The 16,652-nt window shown below is 69.2% G+C and carries 14 protein-coding genes and 1 pseudogene; 13 read left to right on the plus strand and 2 right to left on the minus strand.

Features of this window, described 5'->3' with window-relative positions; genetic code table 11:
* Window positions 1-25 precede the first annotated feature (25 nt).
* Genes ACX9GQ_RS07215 through ACX9GQ_RS07235 form a run of 5 tightly spaced genes read left to right on the plus strand, consistent with a single transcriptional unit; the run spans window position 26 to window position 4,366 of the window.
* Complete coding sequence (locus ACX9GQ_RS07215) at window positions 26-898, plus strand: branched-chain amino acid ABC transporter permease (RefSeq protein ID WP_459628827.1); 873 nt, start codon at window positions 26-28, stop codon at window positions 896-898.
* The gene (locus ACX9GQ_RS07220; protein WP_459628828.1) at window positions 888-1,679 is read left to right on the plus strand and encodes an ABC transporter ATP-binding protein; all 792 of its coding nucleotides are present in this window, start codon (window positions 888-890) and stop codon (window positions 1,677-1,679) included. Before ACX9GQ_RS07215 ends, ACX9GQ_RS07220 begins: the two co-directional genes overlap by 11 nt.
* The gene (locus tag ACX9GQ_RS07225) at window positions 1,672-2,376 is read left to right on the plus strand and encodes an ABC transporter ATP-binding protein (protein WP_459628992.1); all 705 of its coding nucleotides are present in this window, start codon (window positions 1,672-1,674) and stop codon (window positions 2,374-2,376) included. Before ACX9GQ_RS07220 ends, ACX9GQ_RS07225 begins: the two co-directional genes overlap by 8 nt.
* A 30-nt stretch (window positions 2,377-2,406) precedes the next feature.
* A complete protein-coding gene (locus ACX9GQ_RS07230; protein ID WP_459628829.1) occupies window positions 2,407-3,606 on the plus strand; it encodes an ABC transporter substrate-binding protein in 1,200 nt (399 codons plus the stop codon).
* A gap of 22 nt (window positions 3,607-3,628) precedes the next feature.
* A complete protein-coding gene (locus tag ACX9GQ_RS07235) occupies window positions 3,629-4,366 on the plus strand; it encodes an SDR family NAD(P)-dependent oxidoreductase (RefSeq protein ID WP_459628830.1) in 738 nt (245 codons plus the stop codon).
* Between the two features lie 7 nt (window positions 4,367-4,373).
* On the opposite strand, the gene ACX9GQ_RS07240 is transcribed toward ACX9GQ_RS07235, so the two are convergent.
* Window positions 4,374-5,216, minus strand: coding sequence for a TIGR01459 family HAD-type hydrolase (locus ACX9GQ_RS07240; protein WP_459628831.1), 843 nt, complete (start codon window positions 5,214-5,216; stop codon window positions 4,374-4,376).
* Window positions 5,180-6,463, minus strand: a complete 1,284-nt coding sequence (locus ACX9GQ_RS07245; RefSeq protein ID WP_459628832.1) for an FGGY-family carbohydrate kinase — start codon at window positions 6,461-6,463, stop codon at window positions 5,180-5,182. Before ACX9GQ_RS07245 ends, ACX9GQ_RS07240 begins: the two co-directional genes overlap by 37 nt.
* 320 nt (window positions 6,464-6,783) lie before the next feature.
* Here ACX9GQ_RS07245 and ACX9GQ_RS07250 point away from each other — a divergent pair, with 320 nt between their 5' ends.
* The 8 genes and pseudogenes from ACX9GQ_RS07250 to mtnA all read left to right on the plus strand — a co-directional run bounded on the left by ACX9GQ_RS07250 (window position 6,784) and on the right by mtnA (window position 16,624).
* Complete coding sequence (locus tag ACX9GQ_RS07250; RefSeq protein WP_459628833.1) at window positions 6,784-7,785, plus strand: substrate-binding domain-containing protein; 1,002 nt, start codon at window positions 6,784-6,786, stop codon at window positions 7,783-7,785.
* Between the two features lie 113 nt (window positions 7,786-7,898).
* Entirely contained in the window at window positions 7,899-9,383 is a 1,485-nt protein-coding gene (locus ACX9GQ_RS07255) for a sugar ABC transporter ATP-binding protein (protein WP_459628834.1), read from the plus strand.
* Window positions 9,376-10,368, plus strand: coding sequence for an ABC transporter permease (locus ACX9GQ_RS07260; RefSeq protein WP_459628835.1), 993 nt, complete (start codon window positions 9,376-9,378; stop codon window positions 10,366-10,368). Before ACX9GQ_RS07255 ends, ACX9GQ_RS07260 begins: the two co-directional genes overlap by 8 nt.
* Window positions 10,365-11,390, plus strand: coding sequence for an ABC transporter permease (locus ACX9GQ_RS07265; RefSeq protein WP_459628836.1), 1,026 nt, complete (start codon window positions 10,365-10,367; stop codon window positions 11,388-11,390). The genes ACX9GQ_RS07260 and ACX9GQ_RS07265 overlap by 4 nt, the downstream gene beginning before the upstream one ends.
* Window positions 11,391-11,397: 7 nt before the next feature.
* Complete coding sequence (locus tag ACX9GQ_RS07270; RefSeq protein WP_459628837.1) at window positions 11,398-12,813, plus strand: FGGY-family carbohydrate kinase; 1,416 nt, start codon at window positions 11,398-11,400, stop codon at window positions 12,811-12,813.
* Window positions 12,814-12,885: 72 nt separating this feature from the next.
* Window positions 12,886-13,572 (plus strand): annotated as a pseudogene (locus ACX9GQ_RS07275) (class II aldolase/adducin family protein); the annotation flags it as partial.
* A 645-nt stretch (window positions 13,573-14,217) separates the two neighbouring features.
* Window positions 14,218-15,516: an S-methyl-5-thioribose kinase gene (gene mtnK / locus ACX9GQ_RS07280; RefSeq protein WP_459628838.1), complete on the plus strand. Its 1,299-nt coding sequence runs from the start codon at window positions 14,218-14,220 to the stop codon at window positions 15,514-15,516.
* Between the two features lie 13 nt (window positions 15,517-15,529).
* The gene (gene mtnA, locus ACX9GQ_RS07285; RefSeq protein WP_459628839.1) at window positions 15,530-16,624 is read left to right on the plus strand and encodes an S-methyl-5-thioribose-1-phosphate isomerase; all 1,095 of its coding nucleotides are present in this window, start codon (window positions 15,530-15,532) and stop codon (window positions 16,622-16,624) included.
* Window positions 16,625-16,652 lie beyond the last annotated feature (28 nt).

Genomic DNA, 16,652 nt, shown 5'->3' on the forward strand with positions numbered 1-16,652 from the left:
GCCCCCTTGCGAGGGGAGGCTCGGCATGAGCGGCTACATGGCCGGGATCGTCGCGATCCTGTGCATCAACCTCATCTTCGCCTACGCCATTTTCGTGACCGCCGCCGCCGGGCAGCTGAACCTGGGCGGAGCGGGATTCCAGGCGATCGGCGCGTACGGCGCGGCTTACCTTTCCAGCGTCGCAATGCAGCCGGTGTGGGTCACCATTCCGGCGGCGATGGCGATCACGGCACTGGTCGGCTTCCTCATCTCGTTTCCGGTGCTGCGAACGCGCGGCGTCTACATGGTACTGGCCACCTTCGCCTTCGCGGAGGTGGTGGCCGGCTTTTTGCTCCGCTCCACAACCTTCGGCGGCGCCATCGGCATGGTGGTCCCCGATCACGTCGGCGTCCCGCTGCTGATCGTCTCTGCCGTTCTGGTGACGTTGCTGGTGTTCTACCTCATGGCGACTCGCATCGGCCTCGCCATGCGCTCGATCCACGACGACGAGCCCGTCGCCACGTTGATGGGCGTGAACGTGCGGGCCATGCAGGTGTTCGCCTTCACGCTGGGCGGGGCTCTGGCCGGCCTGTCGGGCGCCCTCTATGCGCACCACTTCAGCTTCGTCGAGGCGCAGTATTTCAACGCGCTGCTGTCGATCTACGTCCTGCTGTTCGTGCTGATCGGGGGAACGCAGACGGCCTGGGGCCCGCTTGTCGGGAGCCTCTTCTTCACGCTGATCCCGGAGGTCCTGCGCGTCGGCGGCTCGTGGCGCTACGTCGTGTTCGGCGCCGCCATCGTGCTGATGATGGTGGTCCGCCCGGAGGGAATCGTCACCCGGTCGCTGGTGGCGCGGTTGTCCCCGCGCCAGTGGCTCGGAGGCCGCAAGGACGTGCTGGGAGAGCGCCATGCCGGCTGACGCGATCCTGCGCATCGCCAACCTTGTGAAGCGCTTCGGCGGCCTCACCGTCACCGACGATGTGAGCTTCGACGTGCCGCGTGGCTCGCGCATGGCCCTCATCGGACCCAATGGCGCGGGCAAGACCACGCTCTTCAACCTGATTTCGGGCGTCTACCCCATCGACGGAGGGGCGATCTCGCTCGACGGGACGGTCATCGACGCGCTGCCGCCGCGCAAGCGCATCGCCGCCGGGCTGTCGCGCTCCTTCCAGAACATCCGGCTCATGCCGCATCTCTCGGTCGTCGAGAACGTGATGCTCGGCCAGCATGCGCAGGCGGGGCTCGCGGACCTCCTCGCCCCCATCGCGTGGCAGCGCAACGGACGCTGGCGCCGCATGGCGGAGGAGCGCCTGCGCGAGGCGGGGATCGACGTCGATCCGGATGCTGCCGTGTCCGGCCTGCCTTACGGCGTGCGCAAGAAGATCGAGGTCGTCCGTGCGCTGATGAATCGTCCGCGCTTGCTGATGCTCGACGAGCCCGCGGCGGGCCTGAACCCGCGCGAGACGGCCGAGCTGTCGGCCTTTCTCAAGGGGATTTCGGCAGACGGACTGACGCTCCTGGTCGTGGAGCACGACATGTCCTTCGTGCACGACCTGTGCGAGCGGACCGTCGTGCTCAACTTCGGTCGCCTGATCTACGACGGGCCGACGCGCGGCGTGCAGGAGGACGAGGCGGTGCGCGAGGCCTATCTCGGCACGCGCCGCGTCGGGACGACCGGGGAGGCCGGCCGTGCTGCTTGAGGTCGAGGCGCTCGACGTCCGCTACGGCCGCACGCACGCCGTGCGCGGCGTCTCCCTGTCCGTCGCCTCGGACGAAATCGTGACGGTGCTCGGCTCGAACGGGGCCGGCAAGACGTCGCTGCTGCGCGCGCTCCAGGGGCTCGTGCCGGCGGCGGGCGGAAAGGTCATCTTCGACGGGCACGACATCACGCGCCTGTCGCCGCCGCAGCGGCTGCGCCGCAACCTCGCGCTCGTGCCGGAGGGCCGGCAGATCGTGCTGAGCCTCACGGTGCACGAGAACCTGCAGATGGGCGCGTACTGTCGCGACGACGGCGAAGTGAGCCGCGACATCGACGCCATCTACGATCGCTTCCCCAACCTCGCAGCGCGTCGGTTGATGCCGGCCTCCGTGCTTTCGGGCGGCGAACAGCAGATGCTGGCGATCAGCCGTGCCCTGCTGGCGCGGCCCAAGCTGATGATGCTCGACGAGCCGTCGCTCGGCTTGTCGCCGCTGCTCGTCGAGCGCCTCTTCGGGCTGATCACCGCCCTGCGGGGCGAGGGGATCGCCATCCTGCTCGTCGAGCAGAACACCCACATGGCACTCGAGGTCGCTTCGCGCGGCCTCGTCATGGAACTCGGGCGCGTGGTCCTCGAGGGGCCCGCCGAGGAACTGCGGCAGAGCGATCGCCTCGCGGCGGCTTATCTCGGTCACGCCTGAGGCGCGGCCGGGTCAAAAGGGAGAGGGACAATGGCATTCCGACTGAAGACACTGCTCCTCACCGCGGCGACCGCCGCGGCGTTCGGCTGGGCCGCGACGGCCTCGGCCCAGGAGATCGTGCTGGGCCTCGCGATGGTGAAGTCCGGCCCGCTCAAGACGGTGGGAGAGGCGACCGAGACCTCGGTCGACATCGCGGTCGAGGAGATCAACGCCAAGGGCGGCATCAACGGCAAGAAGATCAAGCTCGTGAAGTTCGACACGGGCTCCGATCCCAAGCAGGCCGCGACGGCGACGCAGAAGTTCGTGCAGGACGACAATGCGCTGGCCATCATCGGCCCGTTCTCGTCCGGCGAGGCCGCCGTGGCCTTCCCCGTGGGCGAGCGCCTCGGCATCGTGCAGATGCCCAATGCGGCCTCCACGCCCGGCCTCACCGCCAACTTCAGCTATGCGTGGCGCCTCACGGCGGACGAAGGCAAGCAGTTCACGCGCCTCATCAACACGCTGCGCAACAAGAACATCAAGCTCGAGAAGGCCGAGATCATCTATGTCTCGGACGAGCGCGTCTCCAACATCTCCGGCACCCAGTTCTACCCGGCGATCTTCAAGGCCAACAACATCGCCTTCGGCGAGCCGGTCGCGGTGCAGTACAAGAGCTTCGACGTCGCGCCGCAGGTGGCGCAGATCATCGAGCGCAAGCCCGACGTCGTGGCGCTGGCCGCCACGCCCGACAGCGCCGGCAAGGTCATCAAGGAGTTGCGCCGCCAGGGCTTCCAGGGTCGCGTGATCGGCTCGCAGATCTTCGCCGACCCGAATGCGCTCGACCTCTTCGGCCGCGACGCCGACGGCCTGCTCATCGTCGCCGGCTACTGGTCCGACCGCAACGACGCGACGCGCAGCTTCACCAGGAAGTTCGCCGAGGAGAACGCCAAGCGCGGCCTCGCCAACAAGAAGGTCCCGCACCACACGGACGCGCAGGCCTACGACATCGTCTACCTGCTGAAGCAGGCCATGGAGAAGGCCAACGTCACCGGCGATCCGTCCAAGATCGCGGCCGAGCGTACCGCCGTGCGTGATGCGATGAAGGGCATCCGGTTCACCGGCGTCACGGGCGACAACACCTGCTTCAACGCCGCCCGCGATGCGCAGCTGCCTGGCTTCGTCATCGAGATCAAGGACCTGAAGTGGAATCTGTTCGACCAGCATGCGGCCGACCCGTGCCCGCAGAGCTGAGCGCGACGGCAGGACCTGCATCATGAGGGTTGCCGTTCTGGGAGGCTGCGGCGGCATCGGCCGCAGCCTCGTCGCCGCCCTGGTCGGGCAGGGTGACACGGTCGCCGTGCTCGACCTGCCCGCCTCGCTGGAGCGCCATCCCCCGCCCGATGGCGTTCTGGCGATCCCCGTCGAGGGGAACAGCGAAGGATCCGTGAAAGAGGCTTTCGCCCACCTCGAAATGGCCTGGGGCGCGCTCGACGGGTTCGTCAATCTCGCCGGCTTCATGATGGGCATGAAGCCGCTGCGCGACGTGACGGCGGACGTCTTCGACACCACGATCGAGGGAAACCTGCGCACCACCTTCCTCGCCTGCGCGGCGGCGATGCCGCTGCTGGAGAAGGGGGAGGGGCCGAGCCTCGTCAACATCGCGTCGGGCCTCGCGCAGTTCATCCGTCCGCACTACGGCCCGTATGCCGCGGCCAAGGCCGGCATGATCGCGCTCACCAAGACGCTGGCGCTGGAACACGCACCCACCGTGCGCTGCAACTGCGTCGCGCCGGGGGCCGTCGACACCGCCTTCCTGCGCGGCGGCACGGGCCGCTCCGACGAGGATGGCCAGACCACGATCGACATCGCCGCCTACAGCGCGATGATGCCGCTGAAGCGCATTGCCGTGCCTGAGGACGTCGTGGGCCCGATCCTGTTCCTCCTGGGGCCTGGCAGCCGCTACATGACCGGCCAGACGCTGTGGGTGAATGGCGGCGCCTACATGCCGTGAGGCAGCGTCACCAGCGGAACGCCGGCAGCGTGAAGTCGGGCTCCGGCCCGCCTTCGTCGCCCCCGAGACTGTGGACGCCCCCCAGCACCAGCGCCGCCGCCATCCCGGCGCCGCGCGCACCGGCGATGTCGTGCGCAACGCTGTCGCCAATGGCCACGACGTCCGAGAGGGGCGGATCCCCCAACTGCCGCAGCGCGAAGCGGTAGATTTCCGGGTACGGCTTGCCGATCATCGTGACCGTCCCGCCCATGTCGCGGTAGAGCGCCGCGATCCGCCCGGCACCGAACCGCGGGCCAACCCGCGTCAGCATGACGTCGTCCGGGTTTGTGCAGAGCGCGGGGACGCCAGTGCGCGCGGCAGGCTCCAGTTCCGCCGCGTAGTCCGCCAGCGTGCGGCGGTCTCCCTCGCTGCCCGCGATCAGGATCAGGTCGGCCTCAGCCGGCGACGGCGCGGGGTCGAAGCCGAGCCCGAGGATGGCGGACGAGTCCCGATCGCGCGCAATCAGGTAGCAGCGCTCGCGGGACGTGCTGCTGCGTCGCTGATGCAGGATGTGCCATGCCACCTCGCCGGACGTCACCAGTGCATCCCAGCTGGTGGGGTCGAAGCCCAGCCCGACGTTCCGCCTGCGATTGGGCTCGGACCGTTTGCCGGAGTTGGAGAGAAGGGCGACCCGGACGCCTGCCGACTTGAGGCGTGACAGCGCCTCGACGGCCCCGGGGTAGGGCGCCGAGCCATCGTGCAACACGCCGAACTGGTCGATCAGCGCGACCTTGAACCGGGTGGCGAGCTCCGCCACCCCCGCGAGCGCCACCGTCACGCCGCCACTCCGGCCTGCCGCGCACCCTGCCATGCCAGCCGCGCCGCCCCGGCTGCCGTGTCCTCGGAGGCCGCCGGCAGCACCGGCACGCCAAGGATCCGCTCGCGCATCGCGGTCCAGACCGGGTTCGCCGCCCCGCCTCCCACGCTCCGTACGCTGGTGGGGTAGGGGGCGCCCAGCGCCGCCAGCCGCTCGTAGCCCAGTCGCTCGATGCGCGCGATGCCTTCCAGCAGTCCGTGCAGGAACATCGCATCGTCCTCAGGTCGCGGCTCGAGCCGCGGCTGGAGCGCGGGATCGTTCACCGGGAAGCGCTCGCCGGGGCGGGGCAGCGGATAGTAGTCCAGCCCGCTGTCGCGCATCGGGTCGATCCGCGTGGAAAGGCGCGCGATCGCTTCGCCGTCGAAGAACGGAGCCAGCGCACCGCCCCCGCTGTTGGAGGCTCCGCCGGGAAGCCACATCGCGCCGAGCCGGTGGCTGTAGATGCCCTGCGTCGGGTCGCCCACCGGTCGGGCGGCTCCGACCTTCAGCACCAGCGTCGTCCCGAGGGACGTTACCGCCTCGCCGGGCGCCGACGCGCCGGCCGCAAGAAAGGCGGCACAGCCATCGGTAGTTCCCGCGCAGATGAGCGTCGTTGCCGGCAGCCCCGTTTCATGCGCAGCGGCGTCGGTCGCGGGACCGATCGGCGTCCCGGGGGTCACCACGCGCGGCAGGCAGGCGCTGTCGAGCCCGGTGGTGGCGATCCAGGAGGGCCAGTCGGCCCCTCCCGGGTCGAAGCCGGTCTTGAGCGCGTTGTTCGTGTCCGTGAGGTCGGTGCGGCCCGTGAGCCGGCCCAGCACCCAGTCGGCCTGGTGCAGGACGCGGGCCGCTCCGGGACGGCGCATCAGCACCAGCGCCCGCGCGAGCGGCGACGTCGTGCCCCGGGCAGGGCTGTCGAGCGGCGCGAGACGGTTCACGAGATCGACGAGGTCGGCATCCTCGACCGGGTCGGAATAGAGAAGCGCCTCGCCGACGGGTGCGCCCCGCTCATCCACCGCCAGCAGGGTCCCTGAGGTCGCATCGACGCTGAGCGCGGCAATATCCCGCGCGCGGGCCTTCGCGGTGACGGCCTGCAGGCATTCGACGGTTGCGGCCCACCATGCACGCGGGTCTGTCGCGGCCCTGCCGCCTCCCGACGATCGCAGTGGCGCACCATGCCGCGCCACGACGGAGCCGTCGGCGGCCATCGCCACCGCCCGGACGCCCGAGGTTCCCACGTCGATCCCGATCGCTATCGCCGCCATGCGTGAGGCCAATTCCCCCCCCCCGATCCCGCAGGCTCTTCGCCGGGGACGCGTGCCGGAAGGTGCAGCACGCCGGCACCGGCGACAAGCCGCCCGTCGCCGGCTTGCGAAAATGCCGCTCGTTCCGGTCTTGAAGGCGAAACGCGACCCGGCAAATATGCTCGGGCCGTGCTGCCGCGAGGAGGCGGTCGCGGAGTCGGTCGCGCCGGGTCTGGCGTGTCCGGGACAATCAGCACTGCGGAGGCACCGCCCCTCGCACGGGCCGCTTCCGTCGCGACAAAAGCAAGGGTCCACCAACGGGCCCGCACGGAGGAAACCCCATGAACAGGCGTGAAGTCCTTTCACTGCTCGGCGGCACGGCGGCCGCGGGCGTCGTCGGCCTGCCCTCGCTCGCGTCGGCGCAGGCCGGCAAGACCATGGTCACCGTGGTCAAGATCGCGGGCATCCCGTGGTTCAACGCGCTCGAGAAGGGCGTCCAGAAGGGCGGCAAGGAGTTCGGGATTCAGGCCACCATGGTCGGCCCGGCCAACGTCGACCCGGCGCAGCAGGTCAAGCTGCTCGAGGACCTCATCGCCAGGAAGGTCAACGTCATCGGCCTCGTGCCCCTCGACGTGAAGGTCTGCGAGCCGGTGCTCAAGCGCGCCCAGGCCGCCGGCATCACCGTCATCACCCATGAGGGTCCCGAGCAGGAAGGCCGCACCTGGAACGTCGAGCTCATCGATTCGGTGAAGTTCGGCGAGGTCCAGATGCAGAAGCTCGCCAAGGAGATGAAGGAGGAGGGCGAGTACGTCGTCTACGTCGGCACGCTCACCACGCCGCTCCACAACAAGTGGGCGGATGCCGCCATCGCCTACCAGAAGAAGAACTACCCCAAGATGAAGCTGGTCACGGACCGCTTCCCGGGCGCCGACGAGATCGACACGAGCTACAAGACGACGCTCGACGTCATCAAGGCCTATCCGAACCTGAAGGGCATCCTCGGCTTCGGCTCCAACGGCCCGATCGGCGCCGGTAATGCCGTCCGCGAGAAGCGCCTCGGCAACAAGATCGCGATCGTCGGCACGGTGCTTCCGTCGCAGGCCAAGTCGCTGATCATGGACGGCACGATCCGCGAGGGCTTCTTGTGGAACCCGACGGATGCCGGCTACGCCATGGTCGCGGTCGCCAAGCTCGTCCTCGACGGCAAGGAGATCAAGGACGGCGTCGAGGTGCCAGGCCTGGGCAAGGCCTCGGTCGACGTGGCCAACAAGCAGATCAAGGTCGACAAGATCATGCAGATCAACAAGCAGACCGTGGACGGGCTCATCGCCCAGGGCCTGTGACCGGCTGATCCAGGAGTGGCCGGGCCGGCTTCGGCCGCGCCCGGCCCAACCTTGTCCGCGCGACCCTTCGGCACGCCGCGGAGTTCGCTGCTGCTCTTGATCCAGAGGCCTCCTTGGCGCCCTTCCTGGAACTGTCCCGCATTTCGAAAAGGTTCGGCGGCGTTCGCGCGCTCGAGGACGTCGACCTGACGCTCGAGGCGGGGGAGGTCCACTGCCTCGTGGGCGAGAACGGCTCCGGCAAGTCGACGCTGATCAAGATCATCTCCGGCGTCCAACCGCCGGAGCCGGGCGGGCGGATCATCATCGAGGGCCGGGAGCACCCGCACCTCGATCCCGTGCAGAGCACGCGGCATGGAATCCAAGTCATCTACCAGGACCTGTCCCTCTTCCCCAACCTCACGGTGGCGGAGAACATCGCCGTGGGCCAGCATCTCGGCGGGCTGCGTACGGTCGACTGGTCGCGCATCCGCGACACGGCGCGCTCGGCGATGGCGAAGATCGGCGTTTCGCTCGATCTCGAGGCCAGGGTCGAGGACCTGTCCATCGCCAACCGCCAGTTGGTCGCAATCAGCCGCGCCATGGCGGCGGACGCGAAGCTCGTGATCATGGACGAGCCTACCGCCTCGCTGACGCGCCATGAGGTCGATGCGTTGCTCGCCCGCGTCCGGGACCTGAAGCGGCAGGGCATCTGCATCGTCTTCGTCAGCCATCGGCTCGACGAGGTGCTGGAGGTCGCCGAGCGGGTCACCGTGCTGCGCGACGGGCGCAAGGTCGGCACGTTCGATGCGGCGGAGATGAGTGACCATCGCCTCGCCGTCCTGATGACCGGGAAGGAATTCCGGTACGACCTGAAGGATGTCGATCTCGCGGATCGGCCCGTCGTGCTCGACGTCGAGCGCCTGAGCCGCGCCGGTGACTACCGCGACGTGTCGCTGCAGGTCAGGGCCGGCGAGATTCTCGGCATCACGGGCCTCCTCGGGTCCGGCCGGACGGAGCTGGCGCTCTCCCTCTTCGGCATGAACCCGCCGGACTCTGGGACCATCCGGCTCGACGGGAAGCCGCTGGCGCTCGCCACCAACCGGGAGGCGATCGAGAACGGCATCGCCTACGTCTCCGAGGACCGGCTCACGCTCGGGCTCGTGCTCGAGCAGCCCATTTCCTCCAACCTCGTCCTCACCATCATCGACAAGCTGGCCGGCGCCTTCGGGATCATTCCGGGCGGCACGCGCCAGAGCACAGTGCGCCGCTGGGTTCGAGACCTCGCGATCAAGGTGTCCAACCCGGAGAACCCGGTGAAGACCCTGTCGGGCGGCAACCAGCAGCGCGTCGTCCTCGCGAAGTGGATGGCGACGGGGCCGCGGGTGCTGATCCTCGACAGCCCGACGGTGGGCGTCGACATCAGTGCCAAGGACGGCATCTACGAGATCGTCAAGCGGCTCGCAGCGGAGGGCGTCGCGGTGATCATGATCTCCGACGAAATTCCGGAGGTCCTGTACCACACGCACCGTGTGCTCATCATGCGCGCCGGGCGCATCACGGGCGAGTTCAGCCCGCACCGCTCGTCGGAGGAGGAACTGAGGGTGGCGGTCAATGCGTGAGGCTTTCGGACGCTTCCGCCAGACGCACGAGTTCCGATTGCTCGTGGTGATCCTCGCGCTTGCCGCGCTCCTGTCGGTCACGACCGACAGCTTCCTGACCCTGCAGAACCTCTTCGACCTGCTCACTTCGAATGCCTTCGTCGGCATCCTTGCCGCCGGTCTTCTCGTCGTCCTTATCGCGGGCGGGATCGACATTTCCTTCACCGCGACCGCATCGATCGCGCAATACGCGGCGATGACGCTCGCCAACGCCTATGGCATGGACTGGGTCAGCGTGTTCCTCGCCGGGATGCTCGTCGGCGCGGCGTGCGGCGCCGTCAACGCATTCCTCATCGAAGGGCTACGGATTTCCAGCATCATCGCCACCGTGGCGACGCTGAACATCTTCTACGGCCTGCTCGTCTTCGTGACGGGAGGCAAGTACATCTACTCGCTCGCCGACTGGTTCGCGAAGGGCATCTGGTGGTTCGAGTACGTCGACGCCAACGAGATGCCCTACGCCATCAACCTGCAGATCCTGGCGCTCGTGCTGAGCTTCGTCGCAACGTGGCTCTTGCTCAACCGCACCAACATCGGCCGCCAGATCTACGCGCTCGGCGGGAACCGGGACGCGGCACAACGGCTGGGCTTCAATGTCTTTCGGCTCAACCTGCTCGTGTATTGCTACATGGGCGTGATGGCCGGCGTGGCTTCGCTGGTGCAGGCCCAGCTCGCCCAGTCTGTCGCGCCGACGGTTCTCGTGGGCAAGGAGCTCGACGTGCTGGCGGCGGTGGTGCTCGGCGGCGCCAGCCTGCTCGGCGGCGTCGGCACCGTGCTCGGCACGGTTCTGGGCCTCGTGCTCCTCGCCATCATGCAGAACGGGCTCGTCCTGGCCGGGGTCTCCTCCTACTGGTCGCAGTTCTTCACCGGGCTCGTCATCCTGGTGTCGGTGTCGTCGACGGCGCTCGCCATGCGGCGCAAGCGAGTGGGAAGCATCACGGCATGACCACGGGCCCCGCCGACCTCGCCGACGACGGCCGAACCGCATGGCAGCGCCTGCTCGTGCTCGGCGGGGACGGCGTCAATGCCAAGCTCGCCGCGCTCATCGTCGGGGCGCTCGCCGTCTTCGGCCTGCTGCTCGGGGACCGGCTCTTCAGCCCGGCTGCGCTCCAGTCCATGGCGTTCCAGATGCCCGAGCTCGGCATCCTGTCCCTCGCCATGATGATCACGCTGCTCTCCGGCGGCATCAACCTCGCCATCATCTCCACCGCCAACCTGTGCGCGTTGACGATGGCGTGGATCCTCACGACCATGATCCCGGGCACCGAGGGAGCGGCGTGGGTGTTCTGGCAGGTGGCGGCGCTGGCCGCGGGCCTCGCCGTGGCTGCCGTGATCGGCCTCCTCAACGGCGTGGTGATCGCCTACCTGAACGTGTCGCCGATCCTCGCCACGCTCGGCACGATGACGCTCGTGAAAGGCATCGCCATCGGCATGACGCGGGGCAACGTCATCTCGGGGTTCCCCGACCCGATCGTGTTCATCGGCAACGGCACGGTGTTCGGCGTGCCCGCGGCGCTGATCGTCTTTGCGCTGGTTGCCATCCCGGTCGCGATCATGCTCGGGCGCACCCCGCTGGGGACGGCGATCTACATGATCGGGTCCAACGAGAAGGCGACGCGCTTCTCCGGTATCGACACCCGCCGGGTGATCGTGAAGGTCTACCTGATCTCCAGCCTGCTCGCCGCGGTTGCTGCCGTGGTGATGATGGCGCGGTTCAACTCCGCCAACGCCTCCTATGGCGAGAGCTATCTCCTGGTGACGATTCTCGCCGCGGTGCTCGGTGGCATCAATCCGATGGGCGGGTTCGGCAAGGTCAGCGGACTCATCCTCGCGCTCGTCCTGCTGCAGATCATCTCGTCGGCCTTCAACCTGTTGAACTTCAGCCAGTTCCTGACGCTCGCCATCTGGGGCGGCATTCTCGTCGCCGTCACCGGCATGACGGTGCTGAAGCAGCGGCTGTTCGGGTGAGGCGCCCATGACCGAGGGCCCCCGCGTCGCCGTCCTCGACATCGGCAAGACCAACCTGAAGGTGCTCGTCGCCTCCGCAGACGGTCGGCCGGTCGAGGCCGTGTCTCGCGCGCACGAGGCGGTGAAGGACGGTCCCTACCTCTCCATCGACATCGAGGCGATCGAGGCCTTCTTCCTCGATGCCCTGCGCGAACTTGCCACCCGCCACCCGATCGGGGCGGTCGTGGCGACCGCGCACGGCTGCGGGGCGCTGCTCGTCGACGAGACGGGCCCGGTCCTGCCGATGATGGACTACGAGACGCCGTGTCCGGCCTGGCTGGACGAGGCCTACGCCGCGCAGGCTCCGACCTATGGCGAGGTGTTCTGCAGCATCGGGCCCGGCGCCATGCGCCTCGCCAAGCAGTTGATGTGGCAGGAGCGGGACTTTCCGGACGCCTTCCGCAGCGCAAAGTGGTACCTGACGACCGCGCAGTACATGGCTTGGCGGCTCGGCGGCAGGCCCGCGAGCGAGATCTCGCAGCTGGCTGCGCAGGGGCACCTGTGGGCGCCGGAAGCGGCTGCTCTCTCATCCGTCGTCCGGCGTCACGGGTGGGATAGGCTGTTCCCGCCCATGGCCCGTGCGGGCGAGGTGCTCGGCACGGTGGCCCCGGGGGTTGCTGCCCGGACCGGGCTCTTGCCGGGCACGCAGATCCTCTGCGGTGTCCACGACAGCAACGCCAACCTCTTCCGCTACAAGGCCTCCGGCATGGCCGGGACGGCCGTGCTCTCCACCGGCACGTGGATGATCGGCTTCAACCGCGGCCGCCCGCTGCGGACGCTCGACGAGCGCCGGGCGATGGTCTCGAACATCGACGTCGACGGTGAGCCCGTCGCCTCGACGCTCACCATGACCGGCCGCGAGTACGCGATCCTCGCGGGATCGCAACCGTCGGCGGACGACGAAACGATGGCCGCGATCGGCCGGCTCCTCCAGCGCGGCACGTGGGCCTATCCCAGCTTCGTCGAGGACGACGGGCTCTTCCCCGGGTCCTCCCGCCGCGGCGATGTCGCTGGCCCGCCTCCGACCGACCCTGCGGAAAGGCGCGGGCTGGCAGCCCTTTATGCCGCCTTCAGCGCCGATTTCTGCCTGGACGTGCTGGGAACGGATGCCCCCGTCGTGGTCGACGGCGGCTTCGCCCTGAACGTGCCTTTCGGCCGCCTGCTGGCGACCTTGCGACCGCAAAAGTCCGTCTCGATGAGCCTGTCCAAGGACGGCACCGCGCTGGGCGCGGGACTGCTGTGGAACCGCTTCGACCGCAGGGGCCCGGTGACAACGCCTGAACTGGTGTCCGTGCAACCGTTTGCATGGCCGGGTCTCCGGGAGGCGGCGACGCGGTGGCGGCGCGAGGCGGAGAGCCGGCTTGCGCGGACGCCGGAGGCCTGAAAGAACCGGAACGGGGCCGGGCCCGCATGAAACGCGCGGTGCGGCGGTCGATGGCAGGGAAGAGAGGACGTCATGTCGAAAGTCGCGCACCGGGACCTGCGGCAGGGCATCATCAGGACCTGCCGCGAGATGAACCGCATCGGCCTCAACCAGGGCACTTCGGGCAACCTCTCGCACCGGATCCCCGAGGGGATGCTCATCACGCCCACGAGCCTGCCCTATGACGACATGAGCCCCAAGGACATCGTCGAGATGGCCTTCGACGGCACCTATGTCGGCCGGCACCGGCCGTCGTCGGAGTGGCGCTTCCATCGCGACATCCTGAAGAACCGCAGCGACGTGAACGTCGTGCTGCACACGCACTCGACCTATTCGACGACGCTGGCCGTGCACGAGAAGGCCATCCCGGCCTTCCACTACATGGTGGCGGTCGCAGGCGGGACCGACATCCGCTGCTCGCCATACGCATGTTTCGGCACGCAGGAGTTGTCGGACGCGGCGCTCGCGGCCCTCGACGGACGGCTCGCCTGCCTCCTCGGCCACCACGGGCTGATCGTGCTGGCCGACAGCTTCGAGAAGGCCCTGTGGCGCGCCGTCGAGGTTGAAACCCTTGCGAAGATGTACGTCCACGCGCTGGCCATCGGCGAACCGCCGCGGCTCACGCAGGCCGAGATGGAGCAGGTGATCGAGCAGATCCGGCGCATGAGCTACGGCCAGGCGCCGGACCTCGACGCAGTCGGTGACACGCCGCAGGCGCGTCGCGGAAAGGTGGGCGAGGACGAATCGGACGCTCCTTCAGCGGCCTCTGCCGAGGCGCCTCCGCCTCTCTCCGCGGCGGCAAAGCCACTGTCGCCGGTCTCCTCAACCGCTGGTTCGGGCGAGAAAGGAAAGAAGCGTCGTTCCGCGGCCTCCGGAGGGCAAGCGTCGACCCGGTTGGCCACGGCGCCCGCTCCCGTTGTGGCAGCCGTACTCAGCACGCGACGGTCGCGTGCCGCGGCACGACCGGCGGCGTCGCCGGCCCGTGCCACCCGTCTTGCAGCGGCGCCGGTCGCAAAGTCGCCCGCCGCAGGACCGTCGCCGAAATCCTCGGCTTCGACGCCGCCTGGTGCCGCGTCGGGCCGCAAGGCGAAGGCCGGCAAGGTACCCTCGGCAGGCAAGCCGAAAAGCCCTCCGGACTCGACGTCGGCCGGGCCGGCCGCACCGCGCAAGTCGCCGCGGACATCGACCCGCCGGCCACCGCCGCCACGCAAGCCCCGCTGAGGCCCAGCCGATCGCCGATGCGACCCGCCTCTCGGATGTTCTGCGCCGTGCAAGACGGCTCCTGCGCTGCCACCTCGTCGAATGTGCGGGGGGCACCAGCCTTGCGACGGTCGAGGGCGCTTGAGGTGCGAGGGAGTGTTCGCGATGGATGGTGAGGCACGGGTGACCCTGGCCGGAGGGCCGGGGTATGCGCCGCTCGGGGAGGACACGCTGCGCCCGTTCCTCGCGGCGCTGCCGGACGTGCGGCTGCGCCTCGGCGGCGACCCGGCCGGGTGGACGGTGCGCGAGGTCGGCGACGGCAACCTCAACCTCGTCTTCATCGTCAAGGGCGCAGCGGGTGGCGTCGTGGTGAAGCAGGCGCTGCCCTATGTCCGCCTCGTCGGCGACAGCTGGCCCCTGCCGCTGGAGCGCGCCTTCTTCGAAGCGCGGGCGCTCTCAACCCAGGCGCGCGTCGTCCCCGAGCTGATCCCGACGGTCTATTGCTTCGACCCGGTCCGCGCGGCCATCGTGATGGAGTTGCTCGAACCCCACGTCATCATGCGCAAGGGCCTGATCGCCGGCACGCGGTACCCCGGCGTCGCGGACGCCATCGCGACGTTCTGCGCGCGGACGCTGTTCTCGACGAGCGACCTCGGCGAGCCGGCGGCCGCCAAGCGCGAGCGGCAGGCGCTGTTCAGCCGCAACGTCGCGCTGTGCAAGATCACCGAGGACCTCGTCTTCACCGACCCCTACCGCGTCGCTCCGCTGAACCGCTGGACGAGCCCGCAACTCGACGCGGTGGCGGTGCGCTTCCGCGAGGATGCGCCATTGAAGGTGGCGGCGCAGGAGCTGAAGTGGGCCTTCCTGTCGCGCGGCGAGGCGCTGATCCACGGCGACCTCCACACCGGCTCGATCATGGTGACGGAGACCGACACCCGCGTCATCGACCCCGAGTTCGCCGTCTACGGCCCGATGGGCTTTGACACCGGCGCCTTCCTCGCCAACCTGCTGCTGGCCTTCTTTGCGCAGGAGGGCCATGCCACGCCCGGTGACGACCGCGAGGCCTACCGCGGCTGGATTCTCGACACCGCCGAGCGGTTCTGGCTCGGCTTCCACGACCGCTTCCTCGCGCTTTGGCGGGAGGGCGGTCCGGGCGACGTGTTCCCGGCCGGGCTGATGGAGGACGATGGCTCGCGCGCCGCGCTGGAGGCGTACCGCCATGCCACCATGCGGCGGCTGTTCGAGGATACGCTCGGCTTCGCCGCCTGCAAGATGATCCGCCGCATCCTCGGCCTCGCCCACGTGGCGGACCTCGAGAGCATCGCCGACCCGGACGTGCGGGCCCGCTGCGAGGCGAAGGCGCTGTCCATGGCCCGCACGCTCATGCTCGGCCGCGCCACCATGGGATCGATGGCCGACGTCCGCAGCCTCGCACTGGCGGTGGCCAGGGAACGACACTCGTGACCCAGAGACACGCATGAACATCGGCGGCAGGCACTACCGGACGATCTGGCCCACGGCGGACGGCCGCGCGGTCGAGGTCATCGACCAGACGTTGTTGCCGCACCGCTTCGCCGTGAAGCGGCTCGGCACGCTGGGGGAGGTGGCGGACGCCATCCGTACGATGGTGGTTCGTGGCGCCCCGCTCATCGGCGCGACGGCCGCCTACGGCATGGCCATTGCCATGGACGACGACGGGTCGGACGAGGGCATCGCCCGCGCCTACGAGACGCTCTACCGCACGCGCCCCACTGCGGTGAACCTGCGCTGGGCGCTGGACCGGCTGCGCGGCGGCCTCGCCCCGCTGCCGCCGGCCGCACGCCGGGACGCCGCATGGGCGATGGCAGCGGACATCTGCGACGACGACGTCGAGACCTGCCGGCGCATCGGCGAGGCCGGCGCGGCGCTGATCGCCACGCGGCACCGCGAGACGGACGCCACGGTGAACGTGCTCACCCACTGCAACGCCGGGTGGCTCGCCACTGTCGACTGGGGAACGGCGCTGGCGCCCATCTACATGGCGCACGACGCGGGCGTGCCGGTTCATGTTTGGGTCGACGAGACGCGCCCGCGCAACCAGGGCGCGTCGCTTACCGCCTACGAGCTCGGCGCCCATGGCGTGCCGCACACGGTGATTCCGGACAACGCCGGCGGCCACCTGATGCAGCACGGGCAGGTGGACCTGTGCATCGTCGGCACCGACCGCACGACCCGGCGCGGCGACGTCTGCAACAAGATCGGCACCTACCTGAAGGCGCTGGCGGCGCACGTGAACGGCGTGCCCTTCTACGTGGCGCTGCCGCACTCGACGATCGACTGGACGCTGGACGACGGCGTGCGCGACATCCCCATCGAGCAGCGCGACGCGACCGAGGTCACCCACATCACCGGGCGCCTCCCGGACGGCGGTCTGGCGACGGTGGAGATCGTTGCGCCGGGCAGTCCGGCGGCGAACTACGCCTTCGACGTCACCCCCGCCGCCTACGTCACCGCCCTCATCACCGACCGCGGTGTCTGCCCGGCGACCCGCGAGGGACTGGCCGGCTTGTTCCCGGAGCACGCGGCGGGCTGAGGGAGACGCGGCTTTCGTCCCGCCCGTC

This window comes from Alsobacter sp. R-9 (genome assembly GCF_054612375.1).

What these genes read in the sequence shown, in the direction of transcription:
- ACX9GQ_RS07215 (WP_459628827.1), top strand. Translation starts at nt 26, where the DNA reads ATGAGCGGCTACATGGCCGGGATCGTCGCGATCCTGTGCATCAACCTC.
- ACX9GQ_RS07220 (WP_459628828.1), top strand. Translation starts at nt 888, where the DNA reads ATGCCGGCTGACGCGATCCTGCGCATCGCCAACCTTGTGAAGCGCTTC.
- ACX9GQ_RS07230 (WP_459628829.1), top strand. Translation starts at nt 2,407, where the DNA reads ATGGCATTCCGACTGAAGACACTGCTCCTCACCGCGGCGACCGCCGCG.
- ACX9GQ_RS07235 (WP_459628830.1), top strand. Translation starts at nt 3,629, where the DNA reads ATGAGGGTTGCCGTTCTGGGAGGCTGCGGCGGCATCGGCCGCAGCCTC.
- ACX9GQ_RS07240 (WP_459628831.1), bottom strand. Translation starts at nt 5,216, where the DNA reads ATGGCAGGGTGCGCGGCAGGCCGGAGTGGCGGCGTGACGGTGGCGCTC.
- ACX9GQ_RS07245 (WP_459628832.1), bottom strand. Translation starts at nt 6,463, where the DNA reads ATGGCGGCGATAGCGATCGGGATCGACGTGGGAACCTCGGGCGTCCGG.
- ACX9GQ_RS07250 (WP_459628833.1), top strand. Translation starts at nt 6,784, where the DNA reads ATGAACAGGCGTGAAGTCCTTTCACTGCTCGGCGGCACGGCGGCCGCG.
- ACX9GQ_RS07260 (WP_459628835.1), top strand. Translation starts at nt 9,376, where the DNA reads ATGCGTGAGGCTTTCGGACGCTTCCGCCAGACGCACGAGTTCCGATTG.
- ACX9GQ_RS07265 (WP_459628836.1), top strand. Translation starts at nt 10,365, where the DNA reads ATGACCACGGGCCCCGCCGACCTCGCCGACGACGGCCGAACCGCATGG.
- ACX9GQ_RS07270 (WP_459628837.1), top strand. Translation starts at nt 11,398, where the DNA reads ATGACCGAGGGCCCCCGCGTCGCCGTCCTCGACATCGGCAAGACCAAC.
- mtnK (WP_459628838.1), top strand. Translation starts at nt 14,218, where the DNA reads ATGGATGGTGAGGCACGGGTGACCCTGGCCGGAGGGCCGGGGTATGCG.
- mtnA (WP_459628839.1), top strand. Translation starts at nt 15,530, where the DNA reads ATGAACATCGGCGGCAGGCACTACCGGACGATCTGGCCCACGGCGGAC.